15 protein-coding genes are annotated in these 14494 nt (G+C 67.7%); 7 read left to right on the forward strand and 8 right to left on the reverse strand.

Features of this window, described 5'->3' with window-relative positions; translation table 11 throughout:
* Positions 1-208: 208 nt before the first annotated feature.
* Together AB8M46_RS14415 and AB8M46_RS14420 are read right to left on the reverse strand one after the other, a co-directional pair.
* Positions 209-820, reverse strand: a complete 612-nt coding sequence (locus AB8M46_RS14415; RefSeq protein WP_394360471.1) for a DUF3558 domain-containing protein — start codon at positions 818-820, stop codon at positions 209-211.
* Positions 820-1242 carry a hypothetical protein gene (locus tag AB8M46_RS14420; protein ID WP_394360472.1) on the reverse strand — a complete coding sequence of 141 codons (423 nt, stop codon included), beginning with the start codon at positions 1240-1242 and terminating at the stop codon, positions 820-822. Before AB8M46_RS14420 ends, AB8M46_RS14415 begins: the two co-directional genes overlap by 1 nt.
* Before the next feature lie 299 nt (positions 1243-1541).
* Between AB8M46_RS14420 and AB8M46_RS14425 the strand changes: the two genes are divergently transcribed.
* Genes AB8M46_RS14425 through AB8M46_RS14435 form a run of 3 tightly spaced genes read left to right on the forward strand, consistent with a single transcriptional unit; the run spans position 1542 to position 4641 of the window.
* Positions 1542-2690 carry a hypothetical protein gene (locus AB8M46_RS14425; protein ID WP_394360473.1) on the forward strand — a complete coding sequence of 383 codons (1149 nt, stop codon included), beginning with the start codon at positions 1542-1544 and terminating at the stop codon, positions 2688-2690.
* A 26-nt stretch (positions 2691-2716) separates the two neighbouring features.
* Complete coding sequence (locus AB8M46_RS14430) at positions 2717-3904, forward strand: AAA family ATPase (RefSeq protein WP_037332894.1); 1188 nt, start codon at positions 2717-2719, stop codon at positions 3902-3904.
* The gene (locus AB8M46_RS14435; RefSeq protein WP_394360474.1) at positions 3901-4641 is read left to right on the forward strand and encodes an HNH endonuclease; all 741 of its coding nucleotides are present in this window, start codon (positions 3901-3903) and stop codon (positions 4639-4641) included. Before AB8M46_RS14430 ends, AB8M46_RS14435 begins: the two co-directional genes overlap by 4 nt.
* Here AB8M46_RS14435 and AB8M46_RS14440 read toward each other — a convergent pair.
* Together AB8M46_RS14440 and AB8M46_RS14445 are read right to left on the reverse strand one after the other, a co-directional pair.
* Positions 4617-5252, reverse strand: coding sequence for an SRPBCC family protein (locus AB8M46_RS14440; RefSeq protein WP_394360475.1), 636 nt, complete (start codon positions 5250-5252; stop codon positions 4617-4619). The two genes, AB8M46_RS14435 and AB8M46_RS14440, sit on opposite strands and share 25 nt — an antisense overlap.
* 112 nt (positions 5253-5364) lie before the next feature.
* Complete coding sequence (locus AB8M46_RS14445; RefSeq protein ID WP_125732034.1) at positions 5365-6024, reverse strand: hypothetical protein; 660 nt, start codon at positions 6022-6024, stop codon at positions 5365-5367.
* A gap of 180 nt (positions 6025-6204) precedes the next feature.
* Here AB8M46_RS14445 and AB8M46_RS14450 point away from each other — a divergent pair, with 180 nt between their 5' ends.
* From AB8M46_RS14450 to AB8M46_RS14460, 3 genes are all read left to right on the forward strand, one after another.
* A complete protein-coding gene (locus AB8M46_RS14450; protein WP_037332883.1) occupies positions 6205-6510 on the forward strand; it encodes a DUF6204 family protein in 306 nt (101 codons plus the stop codon).
* A 150-nt stretch (positions 6511-6660) separates the two neighbouring features.
* Positions 6661-7686, forward strand: a complete 1026-nt coding sequence (locus tag AB8M46_RS14455) for a polyprenyl synthetase family protein (RefSeq protein WP_043847873.1) — start codon at positions 6661-6663, stop codon at positions 7684-7686.
* 15 nt (positions 7687-7701) lie between these two features.
* Entirely contained in the window at positions 7702-9003 is a 1302-nt protein-coding gene (locus AB8M46_RS14460) for a hypothetical protein (RefSeq protein WP_394360476.1), read from the forward strand.
* Positions 9004-9072: 69 nt separating this feature from the next.
* Here the strand turns inward: AB8M46_RS14460 and AB8M46_RS14465 are convergent, their stop codons facing one another.
* The 4 genes from AB8M46_RS14465 to AB8M46_RS14480 all read right to left on the reverse strand — a co-directional run bounded on the left by AB8M46_RS14465 (position 9073) and on the right by AB8M46_RS14480 (position 13544).
* A complete protein-coding gene (locus tag AB8M46_RS14465) occupies positions 9073-10137 on the reverse strand; it encodes a 2-oxoacid:ferredoxin oxidoreductase subunit beta (protein WP_125732038.1) in 1065 nt (354 codons plus the stop codon).
* Positions 10134-12041 carry a 2-oxoacid:acceptor oxidoreductase subunit alpha gene (locus AB8M46_RS14470; protein ID WP_125732040.1) on the reverse strand — a complete coding sequence of 636 codons (1908 nt, stop codon included), beginning with the start codon at positions 12039-12041 and terminating at the stop codon, positions 10134-10136. The genes AB8M46_RS14465 and AB8M46_RS14470 overlap by 4 nt, the downstream gene beginning before the upstream one ends.
* A 290-nt stretch (positions 12042-12331) precedes the next feature.
* Complete coding sequence (locus tag AB8M46_RS14475; RefSeq protein ID WP_037332870.1) at positions 12332-13084, reverse strand: enoyl-CoA hydratase; 753 nt, start codon at positions 13082-13084, stop codon at positions 12332-12334.
* 13 nt (positions 13085-13097) lie between these two features.
* Positions 13098-13544 (reverse strand): Lrp/AsnC family transcriptional regulator, encoded by a 447-nt coding sequence (locus tag AB8M46_RS14480; RefSeq protein WP_005151923.1) that lies wholly within the window; start codon positions 13542-13544, stop codon positions 13098-13100.
* A 74-nt stretch (positions 13545-13618) separates the two neighbouring features.
* On the opposite strand from AB8M46_RS14480, the gene ddaH reads away from it, so the two are divergent.
* Positions 13619-14464, forward strand: coding sequence for a dimethylargininase (gene ddaH, locus AB8M46_RS14485; protein ID WP_199754870.1), 846 nt, complete (start codon positions 13619-13621; stop codon positions 14462-14464).
* Positions 14465-14494 lie beyond the last annotated feature (30 nt).

The raw sequence follows: 14494 nt of genomic DNA on the forward strand, positions 1-14494 counted from the left end.
GGCTTGGTCGCGGCAACAGCCGCATCGCTGGCACCGCCTTGCCAGCCGCTGGCGGTCTTCTGGCTGAGGGCTGTGATCCGCTGAATGCGCTCTGAGTGTCGGGATGCCAGGCTCAGGGCACCCGCTTGTGCCCTGGACAGCGAATCGGTGCCTTCGCCTGTGGTCACCATTTCGTAGATTTGGGCTGCTGTGAGCGGTCCTGCCGCCATCAGTTGCCCCCTCGAACGGTAGCCAACACCCTGATCGCGGCTTCGCGGGCCGCGTCGCAAGGATCCTTCTTGCCGATGTTCGCCGACGACTGCAGCATGGGGATGCCGATCGTTTGAGTGTCACTGATTCCGAGAGCCACCGAACACTCGCCTTCAGCGCGTTTGTCTTTGTCGCCGTAGGCCGTTACCGGATAGCCCTCAATCGATTCGAGTGGTTCGAGGAGCTGGTAGGTCGTGCCCTTGGCGGCATAGAACGCAGCGGTGCCGCTGTCCGGAAGGTCGGGAAAGATCACGTCGATCCGCGGCCTGGTGGTAGAGGGAATGGACCACCTACAGGCGGGTCCAGCCAAACCTGCCCGAGGAGCGGTCTCGGTTTTCGGTCCGAGGAGCTCTTCGACCTGGCTTTTCGTAAGAGTGGTGCAGGGGTCCTGCTTGAACCGTGTGGCATCGATCGGGTGCTCGACCTTGGGAACGCTGGGAGACGGGCCAGCAGGGGGCGAAGAGCTCGGACTGACCCCGCCCTTAGTGGGTTCGGGGGATCCGTTTTGCGGGGTCGAGCAGGCAACAAGGGCGAGGGCAGTCAGGGTGAGGATGATGGTGGTCCGTCGCATCAGAGGATGCCCTTCGGCTGTTGGTTAACGGCAAAGGCGGCTCGCTCGTCCTCTGAGGCGTACTTGCCGAGAGCAGCGACGTACTTGGCGGCCATGTTCTCGCAGTAGGCGACACGCTGATCCAGTGCTTCCATGAGAGCTCTGCCGGATTGCCTCGTGATCTCGGCGTTGTCGCCGCTCGCGTACTCCAGTCCCGGAGGCTGGGCCACGGCGATCAGCTCTGCATCGAAACGGTCATCCATGTACTCCTTGGCGAGGTCGGTCCACTCTTTGACCAGCTCATGCAGCGTCGCCTCGTCGTACTTGAACCCCGCACCCTCAGCGACAGGCGTCCCGTAGGAGCCCCCAGTCGGCGGGGCCTTGCAGACAGAGCCCGGGTCGAAGCCAGGCTGGTAGACAGGTGTCCCCTCAGGCACGGCCATGCACCCCCGCGGCGCCGAACCGTTCCCCGCTGAATGGCCGAAGCCGCCCCGAAGTCACCGTCGTCATGTGCCCCTCCCGTGGCTACAAGGCGCGTCTCCCCGATGCACCCTGCGTAATCCGACGCCGGGAAGATTACCAGGGTTCCCGGGCCGGTGAGCCCGACTGCATAAAGCCGCGTTCCCTGCTGAATAGCCGAGGACAACTCAGTGACTATCCGTGAAAACCGATCGTGTGAATGATCCCTAGGAAACAGGGTTCTAGCTGGTAGGAGGCCTGCCGAATTCGCATACTCTGCGTAATGAAGTTTCGAAGAGTGATTCTCGGCGCAGTACTCCTGGGCCTGCTGACGGCTTGTGCGGAATCCGTGGATACGCCCCCTCCGCCACCGCAGTTTCCGAAATGGCAGCCGAAACAACCGCGTCCTGCGGATCGCGACGAGAAGGCCGTCGATGCGGCGCTCGCGACGCTGGATCTCTGCGAGTTGATCGACCTCGCCGTCTACGACCGCAGAAAGGGAGACGTTACCCGGCCGGTCGAGAGGAAGGCGGAGGTCAAGCACGGCAGGAAGCAGTGCTCGCTGTTCCGCGGAGGCTACGACCTCATCTCGGTCCGCGATATGGACCCGAGTCACCTCGTACTCCATCGGGTCGACGGCACCGTCATCGACTTGGGCGGGGTGAAGGGCTATCAGACCGAAACCCGGCGCATGGGTGGTCTCGATGGTTGCGAGATCACGGTGCCGGTGAGCTTCGAGCGCGCGATCACGTTCGAGATCGGCAGTGCCAGCAGGGGCAAGGATTGCGAGCTCCTCCGCGACTTCGCCACCGCGGGCGCCGCGAAACTGCCTCGCGACCTTGTCTACCCGCCGGACGGTCAAGACAGTGCCCGGATCGCGGCCTGCGCCGACTGGGTCTCCACTGAAGAGGGTGAGACCTGCGATCCGGCGGTCGAGGTCGAAGTGCCGACCGGGGCCGAGGCGGTCATCGCCGCAGGCGCCGCCGATCCGAACGTCGAATGCGCGGTGTTCCGTGACGCGGTCCGGATGGCGTTCGGCCCGGACTTCGCGCCGATCGCCACGCCGGGATCGTGCTACTTCGTCGAGCCGAAACACCGGCTGCAGATCGAGGCCGGGGCCACCGCGAACGGCGGCGCTCCGGGGGAATGGCACGCTGACCCGAACAAGACCTACAAAGACCACCAGCTGATCACGTTCGGCGACAGCCCTGGGGTCACGTTCCGTACGCAGGACGACCGCGAATTCGCCCTTTACGCCTCACCGCTCGGGAACATCGACGTCCGCGGGCATGTCCGGCTGCGGATCGTGCCCGAGCATGAGCGAGGCATCAAGGACTGGGACCGCTCGAAGGTCGTTTCGGATCTGAATGTCGGCAAGGTGCTCGCTGTGATGGATTTCGTGATGGCGACCCACTTTCGGGGGCCCAGGTGACGCCGACGCCGTCGTAAGCTTCCTCCATGTACATCGAGCGGGTCCGGCTGGAGAACATCCGCGGCTTCAGCGGCGCCCGCGCCGTCGACCTCCGGCTGCCCGGCCCCGGCTGGGTGGTCCTCGCCGGGCGCAACGGGTCGGGCAAGACGTCGTTGCTGCGCGCCATCGCGGTCGCGGCGGCGCCGGACGTCGCGTGGGGCCTGTTGTCGGACGCCGGCAGCTGGATCTCGACGGACCAGACGTCCGGGTCGATCGAGCTTTCGGTGATGCGCGAGGAGGGTCCGGCGCCGGTCGAGGTCCGCTGGCTCGACTCCGGTCTCCTGCCGATCTCCGGACTTCCTCCCGGCCAGCCGTTCTGTGCGGCGTATGGACCGTTCCGGCGGCTCGCGGGCGGCAGCGGCGAGGCCGAGTCGTGGATGCGCGGCGCGGGATCGCTGGCGCGGATGGCCAGCCTGTTCCACGAAGACGCCTCGCTCGCCGAGGGGGTCACGTGGCTGATCAATCAGCATCTCCGTGCCCTGGAAGGAAAAGCGGGCGCGCGTGAGCTGAAGGACAAGGCGTTGGAGATCCTCGGGGACGGTCTCCTCCCAGGCGGTTACCGGATCCGGGACGTCGATTCGGACGGGCTCTGGGTCGAGTACCGGGGCGACCGGTTCCCGCTGCGCGAGATGAGCGACGGCTACCGCACGGTGACCGCGCTCGTGGTCGACCTCCTCAAGCAACTCGACGGCGCCGGCCTCGATCACGAGAGTCCCGGCGTCGTGATCATCGACGAGGTGGACGCGCATCTCCACGTGTCGTGGCAGAAGCGCATGGGGCCGTGGTTCAAGGCGCATTTCCCGCGCATCCAGTTCATCGTCACCACGCACAGCCCCTACGTCTGCCAGGCCGCCGACCCGGGCGGGCTCATCCGGCTTTCCGGGCCCGACGAAGAGGTTCCGCCGCGCGTGGTCTCCGAGGAGCTGTACGAGCGGGTCGTGTTCGGGTCCGGGGACGACGCGGTGCTGTCCGACCTTTTCGGCTTGGACACGCCCTATTCGCCGCAGGCGGTCGAACTGCGGGAGCATCTCGCCGAGCTCGAGTTCCAGGTGGCGTCCGGCCGGGCGGACGCGAACGGCGTCCGGGAATGGGAACGGCTGCGCGGCATGCTGAGCAGTTCACCGCCGAGCCGGGTCGACGAGGTGGCCAGGCGGTTCGAGGCCGACGATCGGTGATCGGGATCCGCCGGATCGCGCTGCCGGGGCAGGTGGTGGCCGATCTCGAAGAGCTGACGGCGCGGATCCCTCCCGGTGACACGAAAGAAGCCCGGCGACTCTGGCGGGTTTCCCGTGCCGTGCGGCGTTCTTTGCGGGCCGGGCTGGACGTCATGGCCGCCGGCCGGGGTTACTGCATGTACTGCGGAGACGGCCTTGGGTCCACTGTGGACCATTTCGAGCCGATCGCGAGGAATCCGGGACGCGCCTTCGACTGGCTCAATCACGTGCTCGCCTGCGAATACTGCAACAGCCACCACAAACGCGACCTGTTCCCGGTGGACGAAGACGGCAACAGCCTGCTCGTCGATCCGACCGCCGAAGATCCGCTGGAGCATCTGTTCCTGGTGCTCTCGATCGGGACCTACCGCGCACTGACCGAAAAGGGCGCACAGACCATCGAGGTGTGCGGGCTGAACCGCGCGCAATTGGCGCGGGGGCGGGAAACCGCGGTCAACCAGGTGACCGCGCTCGTCCTCGCCTGGTGGACCGCGCGCGAACTGGGGGACGAGGTGAAACGGCGCGCGATGGTCTGGACCCTGCTCGACCAGCCGCACGCCGACGTCCTCCACGCGATGCTCCGCCAGGCGGGGATGCCGGGCGCCCGCGCCGTGTTCCGCGCGGACGACGAGCTCATCGACCTGCTTCGCGCCCCGGAACTCGCCGAAGACCTTCAGCTCTCCGGCGGCGCGGTGTAAGCGGCCAAGGTGGCGTCGGCGCGGGTGCGGGCGGTGGCGGGGTCCGTCCCGTTGGCGACGTCGGCCTCGTACCAGGCCTCATTGCTCAGCGTCATGAACCGCACGCCTTCTTCGCTGGTCATCCAGGCCATGGCCGCTTCGGGATCGGCGGCTTCGCCGGACGCTAGGTGGAGCGCGAGCCCGTTCAGCATCATGTCCCAGCCGATGCCCACCGCGCCGGGCCCGAACTGGTTCCAGTGCTCGCCTGCGACGGCGGTGTGGTCGAGTTCGAACCGGGTGCGGCCATCGGCTTCCGGGCTCAGCCGGAGTTCGATCCAGCTGACGTCGCCGCCGTACTCCCAGGTCGCGGCGAAGCTCTTGGGCGGGTCACAACGTTCGATCGTCCCACCCGCGTTGCCTTCGAGCTGGTACTTGCCGCCGACGCGCAGCTCGCCGCTGACCGGCAGGAACCAGCGCGGGATGCGTTCGGGATTGGTGCAGGCGTCCCAAAGGTCGTCGAGGCCTGTGTCGTAGACCTGGCTGACGGTCGCCGTCACCGCCTCGCCCGCTTCGATCACGCGTTTGCCCAGTTTGCGCTGGACGGAGTCGATCTGGCTGGTCACGTCGACCATCGGTGCCCTCCTCTGCTCGGCTGCCGCCAAGATATCAGCAGAGGCTTATATAAGCCAGAATGGAAAAGGGGCGCCCGGCAGGTTCCGGACGCCCCTTTCCCGGCGGGCCGGCTTACGGAGTGGGGGAGCAGGCCGTGCGCCCGATGACCACTTCGCCGGTGATGTTCGAGGCCGGAGCGAACTTGATCCGCAGCATGGTCAGTCCGATGCTGCCGTCGCCCGGCAAGGTCTGCTCGTTGAAGATCGCTTCGGCGAGCAGTGTGCCGTTGGACTTGGTGATCGGCTTGACGTAGCCGACCGGCACCGGCGACGGCAGGGTGCCGAGCCCGGTCGCGCCGCCGTAGGTCCAGCTGGCGTTCGTGCTGGTCTGGGTCGCCGTGCAGCTGACCGAGTAGGACCTGATCTTGATCCGCGGCCCGCTTGACGACACCAGTGCCGACAGCTCGAAGTTCTGTCCCTTGGCTTCCGACTTCGTCGTGGTCACGTCGTTTTCGGGGTCGACGACGGTGGTCGTGCACGTCGTCGTGCCGCCACCGAACGTGATCCCGGTCCTGGTCACGACCCCGGAAGAGTTGCTGGTCGGTCCCTCGACCGCGCAGTCGGCGAGCGAGGCGATCGAGATCGGCGCCGAGGTGCCCTTGGTGAAGGCGGCGGAGCCGAGTGAAGCCACTCCGGCCGGGTTCGAAGCGGCGGCCGGAGACACCCCGGCGCCGAGACCTGCCAGCAGCAGTGCGCCGACGAGGCCTGCCCGGCTTGCGATGGTGATGCGCATTTCCACGTCCTCCTCACGTGACGGAGAGCGAGCCGGTTGGCCGTTCTTCCTTTGTCATCACTATCTGCGTGTCGGATTCGCCCGTTGCGCGCGTGACGGTCGTTTCACTCGACAGTGGATCATGGACACCCATTGGATATTCGGGTTCGTATCCGGATACAGGTCTGTATATTCGGGCGTATGCCGACCTACCGCGTCCTCGTCAACGGCAAGTTCGACCACCCCGACGCCGACACCCGTGCCAGGCTCCTCGCGGAATTGAGCGACCATCAGGCGATCGGGTTCACCGAGGACGGCCTGCTCACCTACAGCGCGCACCTCGGCGCGTTCACCTTCCGCATCACGCTGCAGGGCGAGGAAGAACGTGACGTACTCGACGAGGCCGAGCTGAAGGTCATGGAACTGCTGGACGCCAAGGGCTATCCGTATCGCGACGTCGCGGGCAAGGCGACCTGCATGGACGACATCAAGATCCGCCGCCGCTGACCCGTTCGCGCCCGACGGCGCGGGATACTCGGCGGGGGTGTCATCTTCGTCACCGTTTCCGCAGGACAGCACGTCAACAGGCCTCAGCGGGTAGCCACTACGCTGGGACCAACCCCGAACGGTGTCAAAGAGAGCGGAGCCGACGTGTCTGTGTCTTCACCTGCCCCAGGTGGTGCCATCGAGGACCTGCGCGCGTCCGTGGGGCTCCAGATCGCCGACGAGCAGCTCCTGCGCACCCTCGCGACCGGTCTCGCCGATGTCGAGACCCTGCTCCGCGAGGTCGTCCGCAGTGACGTCAAGGCCGTCGAGGACGCCGCTTCGCACCTGGTCGAGGCGGGGGGCAAACGTTTCCGTCCGCTGTTCACGCTGCTGGCCTCGCAGTTCGGGCCGAAGCAGGGCGACCAGGTGGTCACCGCCGCCGCGGCCGTCGAGCTGGTGCACCTCGCGACGCTGTACCACGACGACGTGATGGACGAGGCGACGATGCGCCGCGGCGCGGAGAGCGTCAACGCCCGCTGGGACAACACCATCGCCATCCTGACCGGCGATTTCCTGTTCGCGCACGCCTCGCGGCTGGTCGCCGACCTCGGCACCGACGCGGCCCGGATCATCGCCGAGACCTTCGGCGAGCTGGTCACCGGCCAGATGCGCGAGACGGTCGGCCCGGCCGACGGCGACGACGCCGTCGAGCACTACCTCACGGTCATCGCGCAGAAGACCGGTTCGCTGATCGCCACCTCCGGCCGGTTCGGCGGGATGATGTCCGGCGCGCCCGACGAGTACATCGACGCGCTTCGCCGCTTCGGCGACATCATCGGGACGGCGTTCCAGATCTCCGACGACGTCATCGACATCGCCTCCGCTTCAGACGAGCTCGGCAAGGCGCAGGGCACGGACCTGCGCGAAGGCGTCCGCACGCTGCCCATGCTGTACGCGCTGGCCGACCCGGCCACCGACCCGCGCCTGGTCGAGCTGCTGTCCGGCCCGATCTCCGACGACAAGCTCGTCGCCGAGGCCCTCGGCCTGCTGCGGGCCTCGTCCGGACTCGAACGCGCACGCGAAACTCTTTCCGACTACGCTCGTCGGGCGCGTGCCGAGCTCGCGGCGCTGCCCGCGTCGCCCGCCCGGGACGCCTGCGAATCGGTCGCCGACTACCTGGTCGCGCGAACGCATTGACAAAGGGCAGGTTAGATGTCCATTTTCGGACAGGTTTGGCTGTGGAGTCTGCTGGCGTTCGTCGTCGGCGCGCTGCTCACCTGGCTGGTGCTGGTGATCCCGGCGCGCAAGCGCATCCGTGAGCTCGAAAGCTCGCTGGCCACCGCGCACGCCGAGAAGTCCCGGCTGCCCGCCGGGGTGAGCCTCGGCGCGGGTGCCGCGGCCGTCGCCGGCGGGACCGCGTACCTCACGAAGCCGTCGCACGACGATCTGGACGAGGAGTTCGCGGCGGTCGAGGAGCCGAAGCCCGCGTACCCCGAGACGCTCACCGAGCAGGAGCCCGCGCAGCAGTGGACCGAACCCGCTGAGGAGCCTGTTCAGAACGTTGTCGAGGAGCCGGAGCACACCCCGGCCGCGACGCAGACCTTCGAGCCTGAAGAAGAGTACGAGGCCGAGTACCGCACGGCGGAGCAGACTGAGCCCGAACCCGACCCGGAGCCCGCGGCCGAGCGGACGCAGTACATCCCGGCGGCCTTGCCGGAGCCGGAACCCGAGCCTGCGCCCGAGCCGGAGAACCCGTACGTCGCCGCGGCGACCGATTATCTCCAGCCCGCTTCGAAGCTGGACCTCGAACCGGAGCCGGAACCCGAGCCCCAGCCGCCGTTGCCGGGCGAGGGGCCGTACCGGTCCCGTCTGGAGATGCAGCTGGACCCCGAAGGCGCCGAGACGCAGCCGGAGCCGGTGTCGCTGTTCAGCCCCGCGTCGCGCGTGGAGACGGAGCAGGCACCCGTCGAGACCAACTGGTTCGAGCGGGAAGAGGAGCTCCACGATCCGCCCGCGTACGCCTTCGAGTCGGACGAAGAAGCGAAGGCCGGGCACCTCGAATCGGAACCCGAGACGCCCGCCGAAGCCACCCAGGTGCTGCCTAAGCGCACGCCGCGGGGCGCGGTCCGCGGCGGTTTCGAGCCGCCTCAGCCGATCCAGCCGTCGATGCGCGCGATCGAACGCCGTGAGCCGGAGCTGTCCGGTGGGCAGAGCGGTTCGCTGTTCGAGCCCGCCGTCCAGCCGGGCGACGCGATGCCGGCGCCGGAGCCCCCGCCCGCGCGGCAGGTCTCCGCTCCGGTGGCCGAGTCCGTTCCGCCGGGCCCGTTCGGTCCCGGTTCGGCGATGCCGCGGCCGGGTGGTGGCCGTCCGGCCGACGACTTCGCGGTCAAGGCGAGCGTGACGGCTCTGCGGTACTGCACCGAGGACTCGCAGCAGTTCCCGAAGATGGTCGCGGAGGTCTGGTTCCGTACCGCCGCCGATGCGGAACGCGTGGGCTTCCGGCCCCTCACCTGAGTGCAATGAAAGGTCCTTTCCTCGCAAAATTTGCGAGGAAAGGACCTTTCATTGCGTTCGAGGGGAGACCTACACGACGGTCCAGGTGTCCTTGCCGCGCAGCAGGCCCTGCAGATCCGGCTTGCGGGCGGCCTGCGCCTCCGCGACCTGGGCACGCGCCTGGTCGTCGTAGGTGGGCCGCTCGACCTGCCGCAGGATGCCGGTCGGCACGTGGTTCAGGTTCTGGTCACCGATCCGCGAAAGCGCGAACGCGTACGCCGTGTCCTCGATCGTGGGGTCGTGCACGACGAGGTTCTCCTCGCCGATGTTCGCGACCTTCCCGACCTCCAGCCCGGCCCAGCCGCCGCGCGTGACGCCGTATTCGCCCTGCGGGCCGAACTTGATCGGCTCGCCCGCCTTCAGCGGGATGAGCCGGGTGGCGGCCTCGTCCTTGTCCTTGAGGACGTCGAAGGCGCCGTCGTTGAAGATCGGGCAGTTCTGGTAGATCTCCACCAGCGCCGATCCGCGGTGTTTCGCGGCGGCTTCCAGCACCTCGGTCAGGCCCTTGCGGTCCGAGTCGAGTGCGCGGCCCACGAACGACGCCTCGGCGCCGATCGCCAGCGAAAGCGGGTTGAACGGGGTGTCGACCGAGCCCATCGGGGTGGACTTCGTGACCATGCCCGGCCCGGACGTCGGCGAGTACTGGCCCTTGGTGAGGCCGTAGATCCGGTTGTTGAACAGCAGGATCTTGATGTTCACGTTGCGCCGCAACGCGTGGATCAGGTGGTTGCCGCCGATGGACAGCGCGTCGCCGTCACCGGTGACGACCCACACCGACAGATCGGGCCGCGCGGTCGCGAGCCCGGTCGCGATCGACGGCGCCCGGCCGTGGATCGAGTGCATGCCGTAGGTGTTCAGGTAGTACGGGAATCGCGACGAGCACCCGATGCCCGAGATGAACACGATGTTCTCGCGCTTGAGGCCGAGCGTCGGCAGGAACGACTGCACGGCGTTGAGCACGACGTAGTCACCGCAGCCGGGGCACCAGCGGACCTCCTGGTCCGACTTGTAGTCCTTGGCCTTCTGCGGTTCGGTCTCGGTCGGCACAAGGTCCAAGCCGCCGAGGGTGGGGATCCCCAGGTCGATCGCGGTCACTTCGCCCCCTCCGTACTGGTGATGATCTCCGTGAAGACGCCTTGCAGCTCTTCGGCCTTGAAGGGCAGCCCGGCGACCTTCGTGTACGACTTCACGTCGACGAGATACTTGGCCCTCAAGAGCATCGAAAGCTGGCCGAGGTTCATTTCCGGGACGACGACCGTGTCGTACGAACGGAGTACGTCGCCGAGGTTGCCGGGGAACGGGTTGAGATGGCGCAGATGCGCCTGCGCGATCGGCATGCCGTCCTTGCGGACGCGGCGGCACGCGGCGCCGATCGGTCCGTAGGACGAGCCCCAGCCGAGTGCCAGCACCCGTGCCTTGCCGCCGCTCGGATCGTCGACGACGAGGTCGGGGACGTCGATGCCGTCGATCTTGGCCTGGCGCAGCCGGACCATCTTGTCGTGGTTGTCCGGGTCGTAGGAGATGTGGCCGGTCTTGTCGGCCTTCTCCAGCCCGCCGATGCGATGCTGCAGCCCGGCGGTGCCCGGCAGCGCCCACTCGCGGGCGAGGGTCTCGGGGTCGCGTACATACGGCCAGAATTCCCCGGAACCGTCCTCGGCATTCGGCTCGGTGGCGAATTCCACGCGCAGATCCGGCAGATCCTCGACGTTCGGGATCAGCCACGGCTCGGAGCCGTTCGCGATCGCGCCGTCCGACAGCAGGAACACCGGCGTGCGGTACTTGAGCGCGATCCGGGTGGCCTCCAGCGCCGCGTCGAAGCAGTCCGCGGGGGACAGCGGCGCGACGATCGGCACCGGTGATTCGCCGTTGCGGCCGAACATCGCCTGCAGCAGATCGGCCTGCTCGGTCTTGGTCGGCAGACCGGTCGACGGGCCGCCGCGCTGGACGTCGACGACGACCAGCGGCAGTTCGGTCATCACCGCGAGCCCGATGGCCTCGGATTTCAGCGCGACACCGGGACCGGACGTCGAGGTGACGCCCAGCGCACCGCCGTAGGAGGCGCCGAGCGCCGCGCCGATACCGGCGATCTCGTCCTCGGCCTGGAAGGTGAGGATGCCGTAGTTCTTGTGCTTGGACAGCTCGTGGAGGATGTCCGAAGCCGGGGTGATCGGGTACGTGCCCAGCAGGATCTGCAGGCCCGACTGCTGCCCGGCGGCGACCAGCCCGTACGCCAGCGCGGTGTTCCCGGTGATCTGGCGGTACGTGCCCTGGTTCAGCTTCGCGGGCGCGACCTCGTACGTCGTCGCGAACGACTCCGTCGTCTCGCCGTAGTTCCAGCCGGCGCGGAACGCCAGGATGTTGGCCTCGGCGATGTCGGCCTTCTTCGCGAACTTCTCGCGCAGGAAGCGTTCCGTGCCTTCGGTCGGCCGGTGGTACATCCAGGAGAGCAGGCCGAGCGCGAACATGTTCTTCGCGCGTTCGGCGTCCTTTTTGGACAGTCCGGTCTCTTCGAGCGCGCCCCTGGTCAACGTCGACATGGCGACCCGGTGGACTTGATAGGCCGAAAGGGTGTCGTCGTCGAGGGGGTCGTTCTCGAAGCCGACCTTGACCAGGTTCCGCTTGGAGAACTCGTCGGTGTTGAGGATGATCGTCCCGCCCGCCGGGACGTCGGCGAGGTTCGCCTTCAGGGCGGCGGGGTTCATCGCGACGAGGACGTCCGGCCGGTCGCCCGGGGTCAGGATGTCGTAGTCGGCGAAGTGCACCTGGAAGCTCGAGACGCCCGGGATGGTGCCCTGTGGCGCGCGGATCTCGGCGGGGAAGTTCGGCATGGTCGACAGGTCGTTGCCGAAAGCGGCCGCTTCCGAGGTGAACCTGTCGCCCGTCAGCTGCATGCCGTCACCGGAGTCGCCGGCGAACCGGATGACCACCCGGTCCAGCTTGGCGACCTCGGTGGGCCTGACGGCCGACAAGGAGCCGTTGCCGTTCGCACTCGTGCTCATAGGTCAGGGATTCCCTCTCTCCCGACGTGCGTCGTCCCCGGCCGTGCCGGAGATCGGCGTGCCTCGCCCGGCGATGTCGGACAGGTCACAGGTGCCATGTCCCGAGGCTAGTCCTCGGCACACTTCCCAGGTTGCCGTAAAAACGGGCCGGACCTACTTCTCGAGTGTCCTGAGCTCGTCGCTGAGCGGGGATTATCCGGTTTATCTGTTACTGATGGTAACGGTCGGCGATGCGGCCCGATTGTGAGCCGTATCTCCTTCCAGCGTAGTGAAGTCCGGTCGAGGACCAATCAGCAGTTGGACAGTGAAGCCCGCAACCTGGCCAGCCGTTCGGTGAACGCGGGTGCGGTGAGTGACGCCACCTGGGGCTCGATCTCGGCGTCGACGGCGGCTGAATGGTCGGTCAGCGCGGCGGTGTGCCGCAGCGTGCGCTTCGTCGCCAGAAGGACGTCTCGCGGAGCGCCGACAGCGGGTTTCGCCAGTTCACGGGCGGCCTCGACCAGATCTCCTTCGACGAGTCGGAGCGCGAGCCCGCATTCGACAGCGGCTTCGGCGCCGACGACCTCACCGAAGAGTGTCATCGCCGCGGCCTTCTGCGGGCCGACGAGCCGCTGGATCATCCACGTCATCCCGCCGCCGGGATGGATGCCGAGATCGAGAAATCTGGCCACGAACTTCGCCTTCGGTCCCACGATGCGGACGTCCGCGGCGAGCGCGAGGTTCAGCCCGGCGCCCACGGCGGCCCCGCCGACCGCGGCGATCGTCGGCAGGGAACACCGCGCGACCGAGAGAAAACCGTCATAGATCGCGCGGAGTCCGTCCTCCCGGGCGCCGGCGAGCGTGTCCAGATCGGCGCCCGCGCAGAACGCCGGTGGCGCGCCCGTGACGACCAAGGCGTGGACACTTTCGTCGGCTTCGGCGCGCGAGACGGCCTCGGCCAGTTGCGCGGACAAGTCGAGGGTCAGGGCGTTGCGGGTCGCGGGCGCGTCGATGGTGAGCACGGCGACGCCGCCGTCATGGCTGGAGCGGATCTGATCGGTCACGCGGTCGAGGGTGTCACGCTTCGGGCGTCGGCGGGCGTTCCAGTAGCCGAGACAGGACGACGGTGGAGACCGTGCGGTCGACGATCTCCAGTCCGCGCAGCCGTTCCAGCGCGGTCTCGAGGTGGTGGATGTCCGAAGCGCGCAGATGGACGATCGCGTCGGCAGCGCCGGACACCGTGTAGGCCGCGACGACCTCGGGCAGCGGTTCCAGCCGGGCCCGGATCCGGGCGGGGGTGATGTTGCCGTTGCAGGTCATCTCGACGAACGCCTCGGTGCCCCAGCCCAGCGCCTCGGGGTCCACGACCGCGGTGAAGCCGCGCAGGACCCCGGTTTCGAGCAGTCTGTCGACCCGTCGTTTCACCGCGGGCGCGGACAGGCCGACGACTTTGCCGATGTCGGCGTAGCTGGACCTCGCATTGGCCATCAGGCATGAAACGATTCGCTGGTCGATGGTGTTCACACGCAATGTTTAGCAGGTATATGCGCAGCGAACAGCGATTGATTGCGGAATTAGGTGAGCCTTACCCTTCGGGTATGCCGGAACTGGAGCAGCAGCCCCGTGTACCCACGACGCGCCGCTACCTCATGTGCCCGCCGCGGTACTTCGCGGTGGATTACGTCATCAACCCGTGGATGGACCCGTCGGTCCCGGTCAGCGTCGACGCCGCGATGGCGCAGTGGACCGAACTCCGCGACACCTACCGACGCCTCGGCCACACCGTCGAGGAGATCGACGCCCAGCCCGGTCTGCCCGACATGGTGTTCGCCGCGAACTCCGGCACCGTCGTCGACGGGCGGGTCCTCGGCTCGCGGTTCCGCGCCCCGCAGCGCACCGCCGAGGCCGAGCACTTCCGCCGCTGGTTCGTCGAGCACGGCTACCGCGACATCACCATGCCCGAGAAGATCAACGAGGCCGAAGGCGACTTCGCCTGGACAGGCAAGATCCTGCTCGCCGGTACCGGCTTCCGCACCGACCCGGCCGCGCACGCCGAAGCGCAGGAGGTCCTCGGCGTCCCGGTCGTCTCGCTGCGGCTGATCGACCCGAGCTACTACCACCTCGACACCGCGCTGTTCGTGCTCGCCGAGGCGACCGACACGACGTCCGCCCAGATCGCCTACTACCCGGAGGCCTTCTCGGCCGGGTCGCGGAAGGTGCTGGAGCGGATGTTCCCCGACGCGGTAATCGCGGACCGCGCCGACGCTGAGTGTTTCGGCCTGAACGGGGTGTCCGACGGCCGCAACGTCGTCCTGCCGGTCGAGGCGACCGGATTGGCGGCGCGGCTGACCGAACGTGGCTACGAGGTCGTCTTCCTGGACATTTCCGAGCTGCGGAAGGCCGGCGGCGGCCCGAAGTGCTGCACCCTGGAGATCCGCAAGTAATCCATTAGTGGACACCTTGCGGGATCATGT

Origin of the sequence: Amycolatopsis sp. SB7-3 (assembly GCF_041021335.1) — a bacterium.
Taxonomy (GTDB): Bacteria; Actinomycetota; Actinomycetes; order Mycobacteriales; family Pseudonocardiaceae; genus Amycolatopsis; species Amycolatopsis japonica.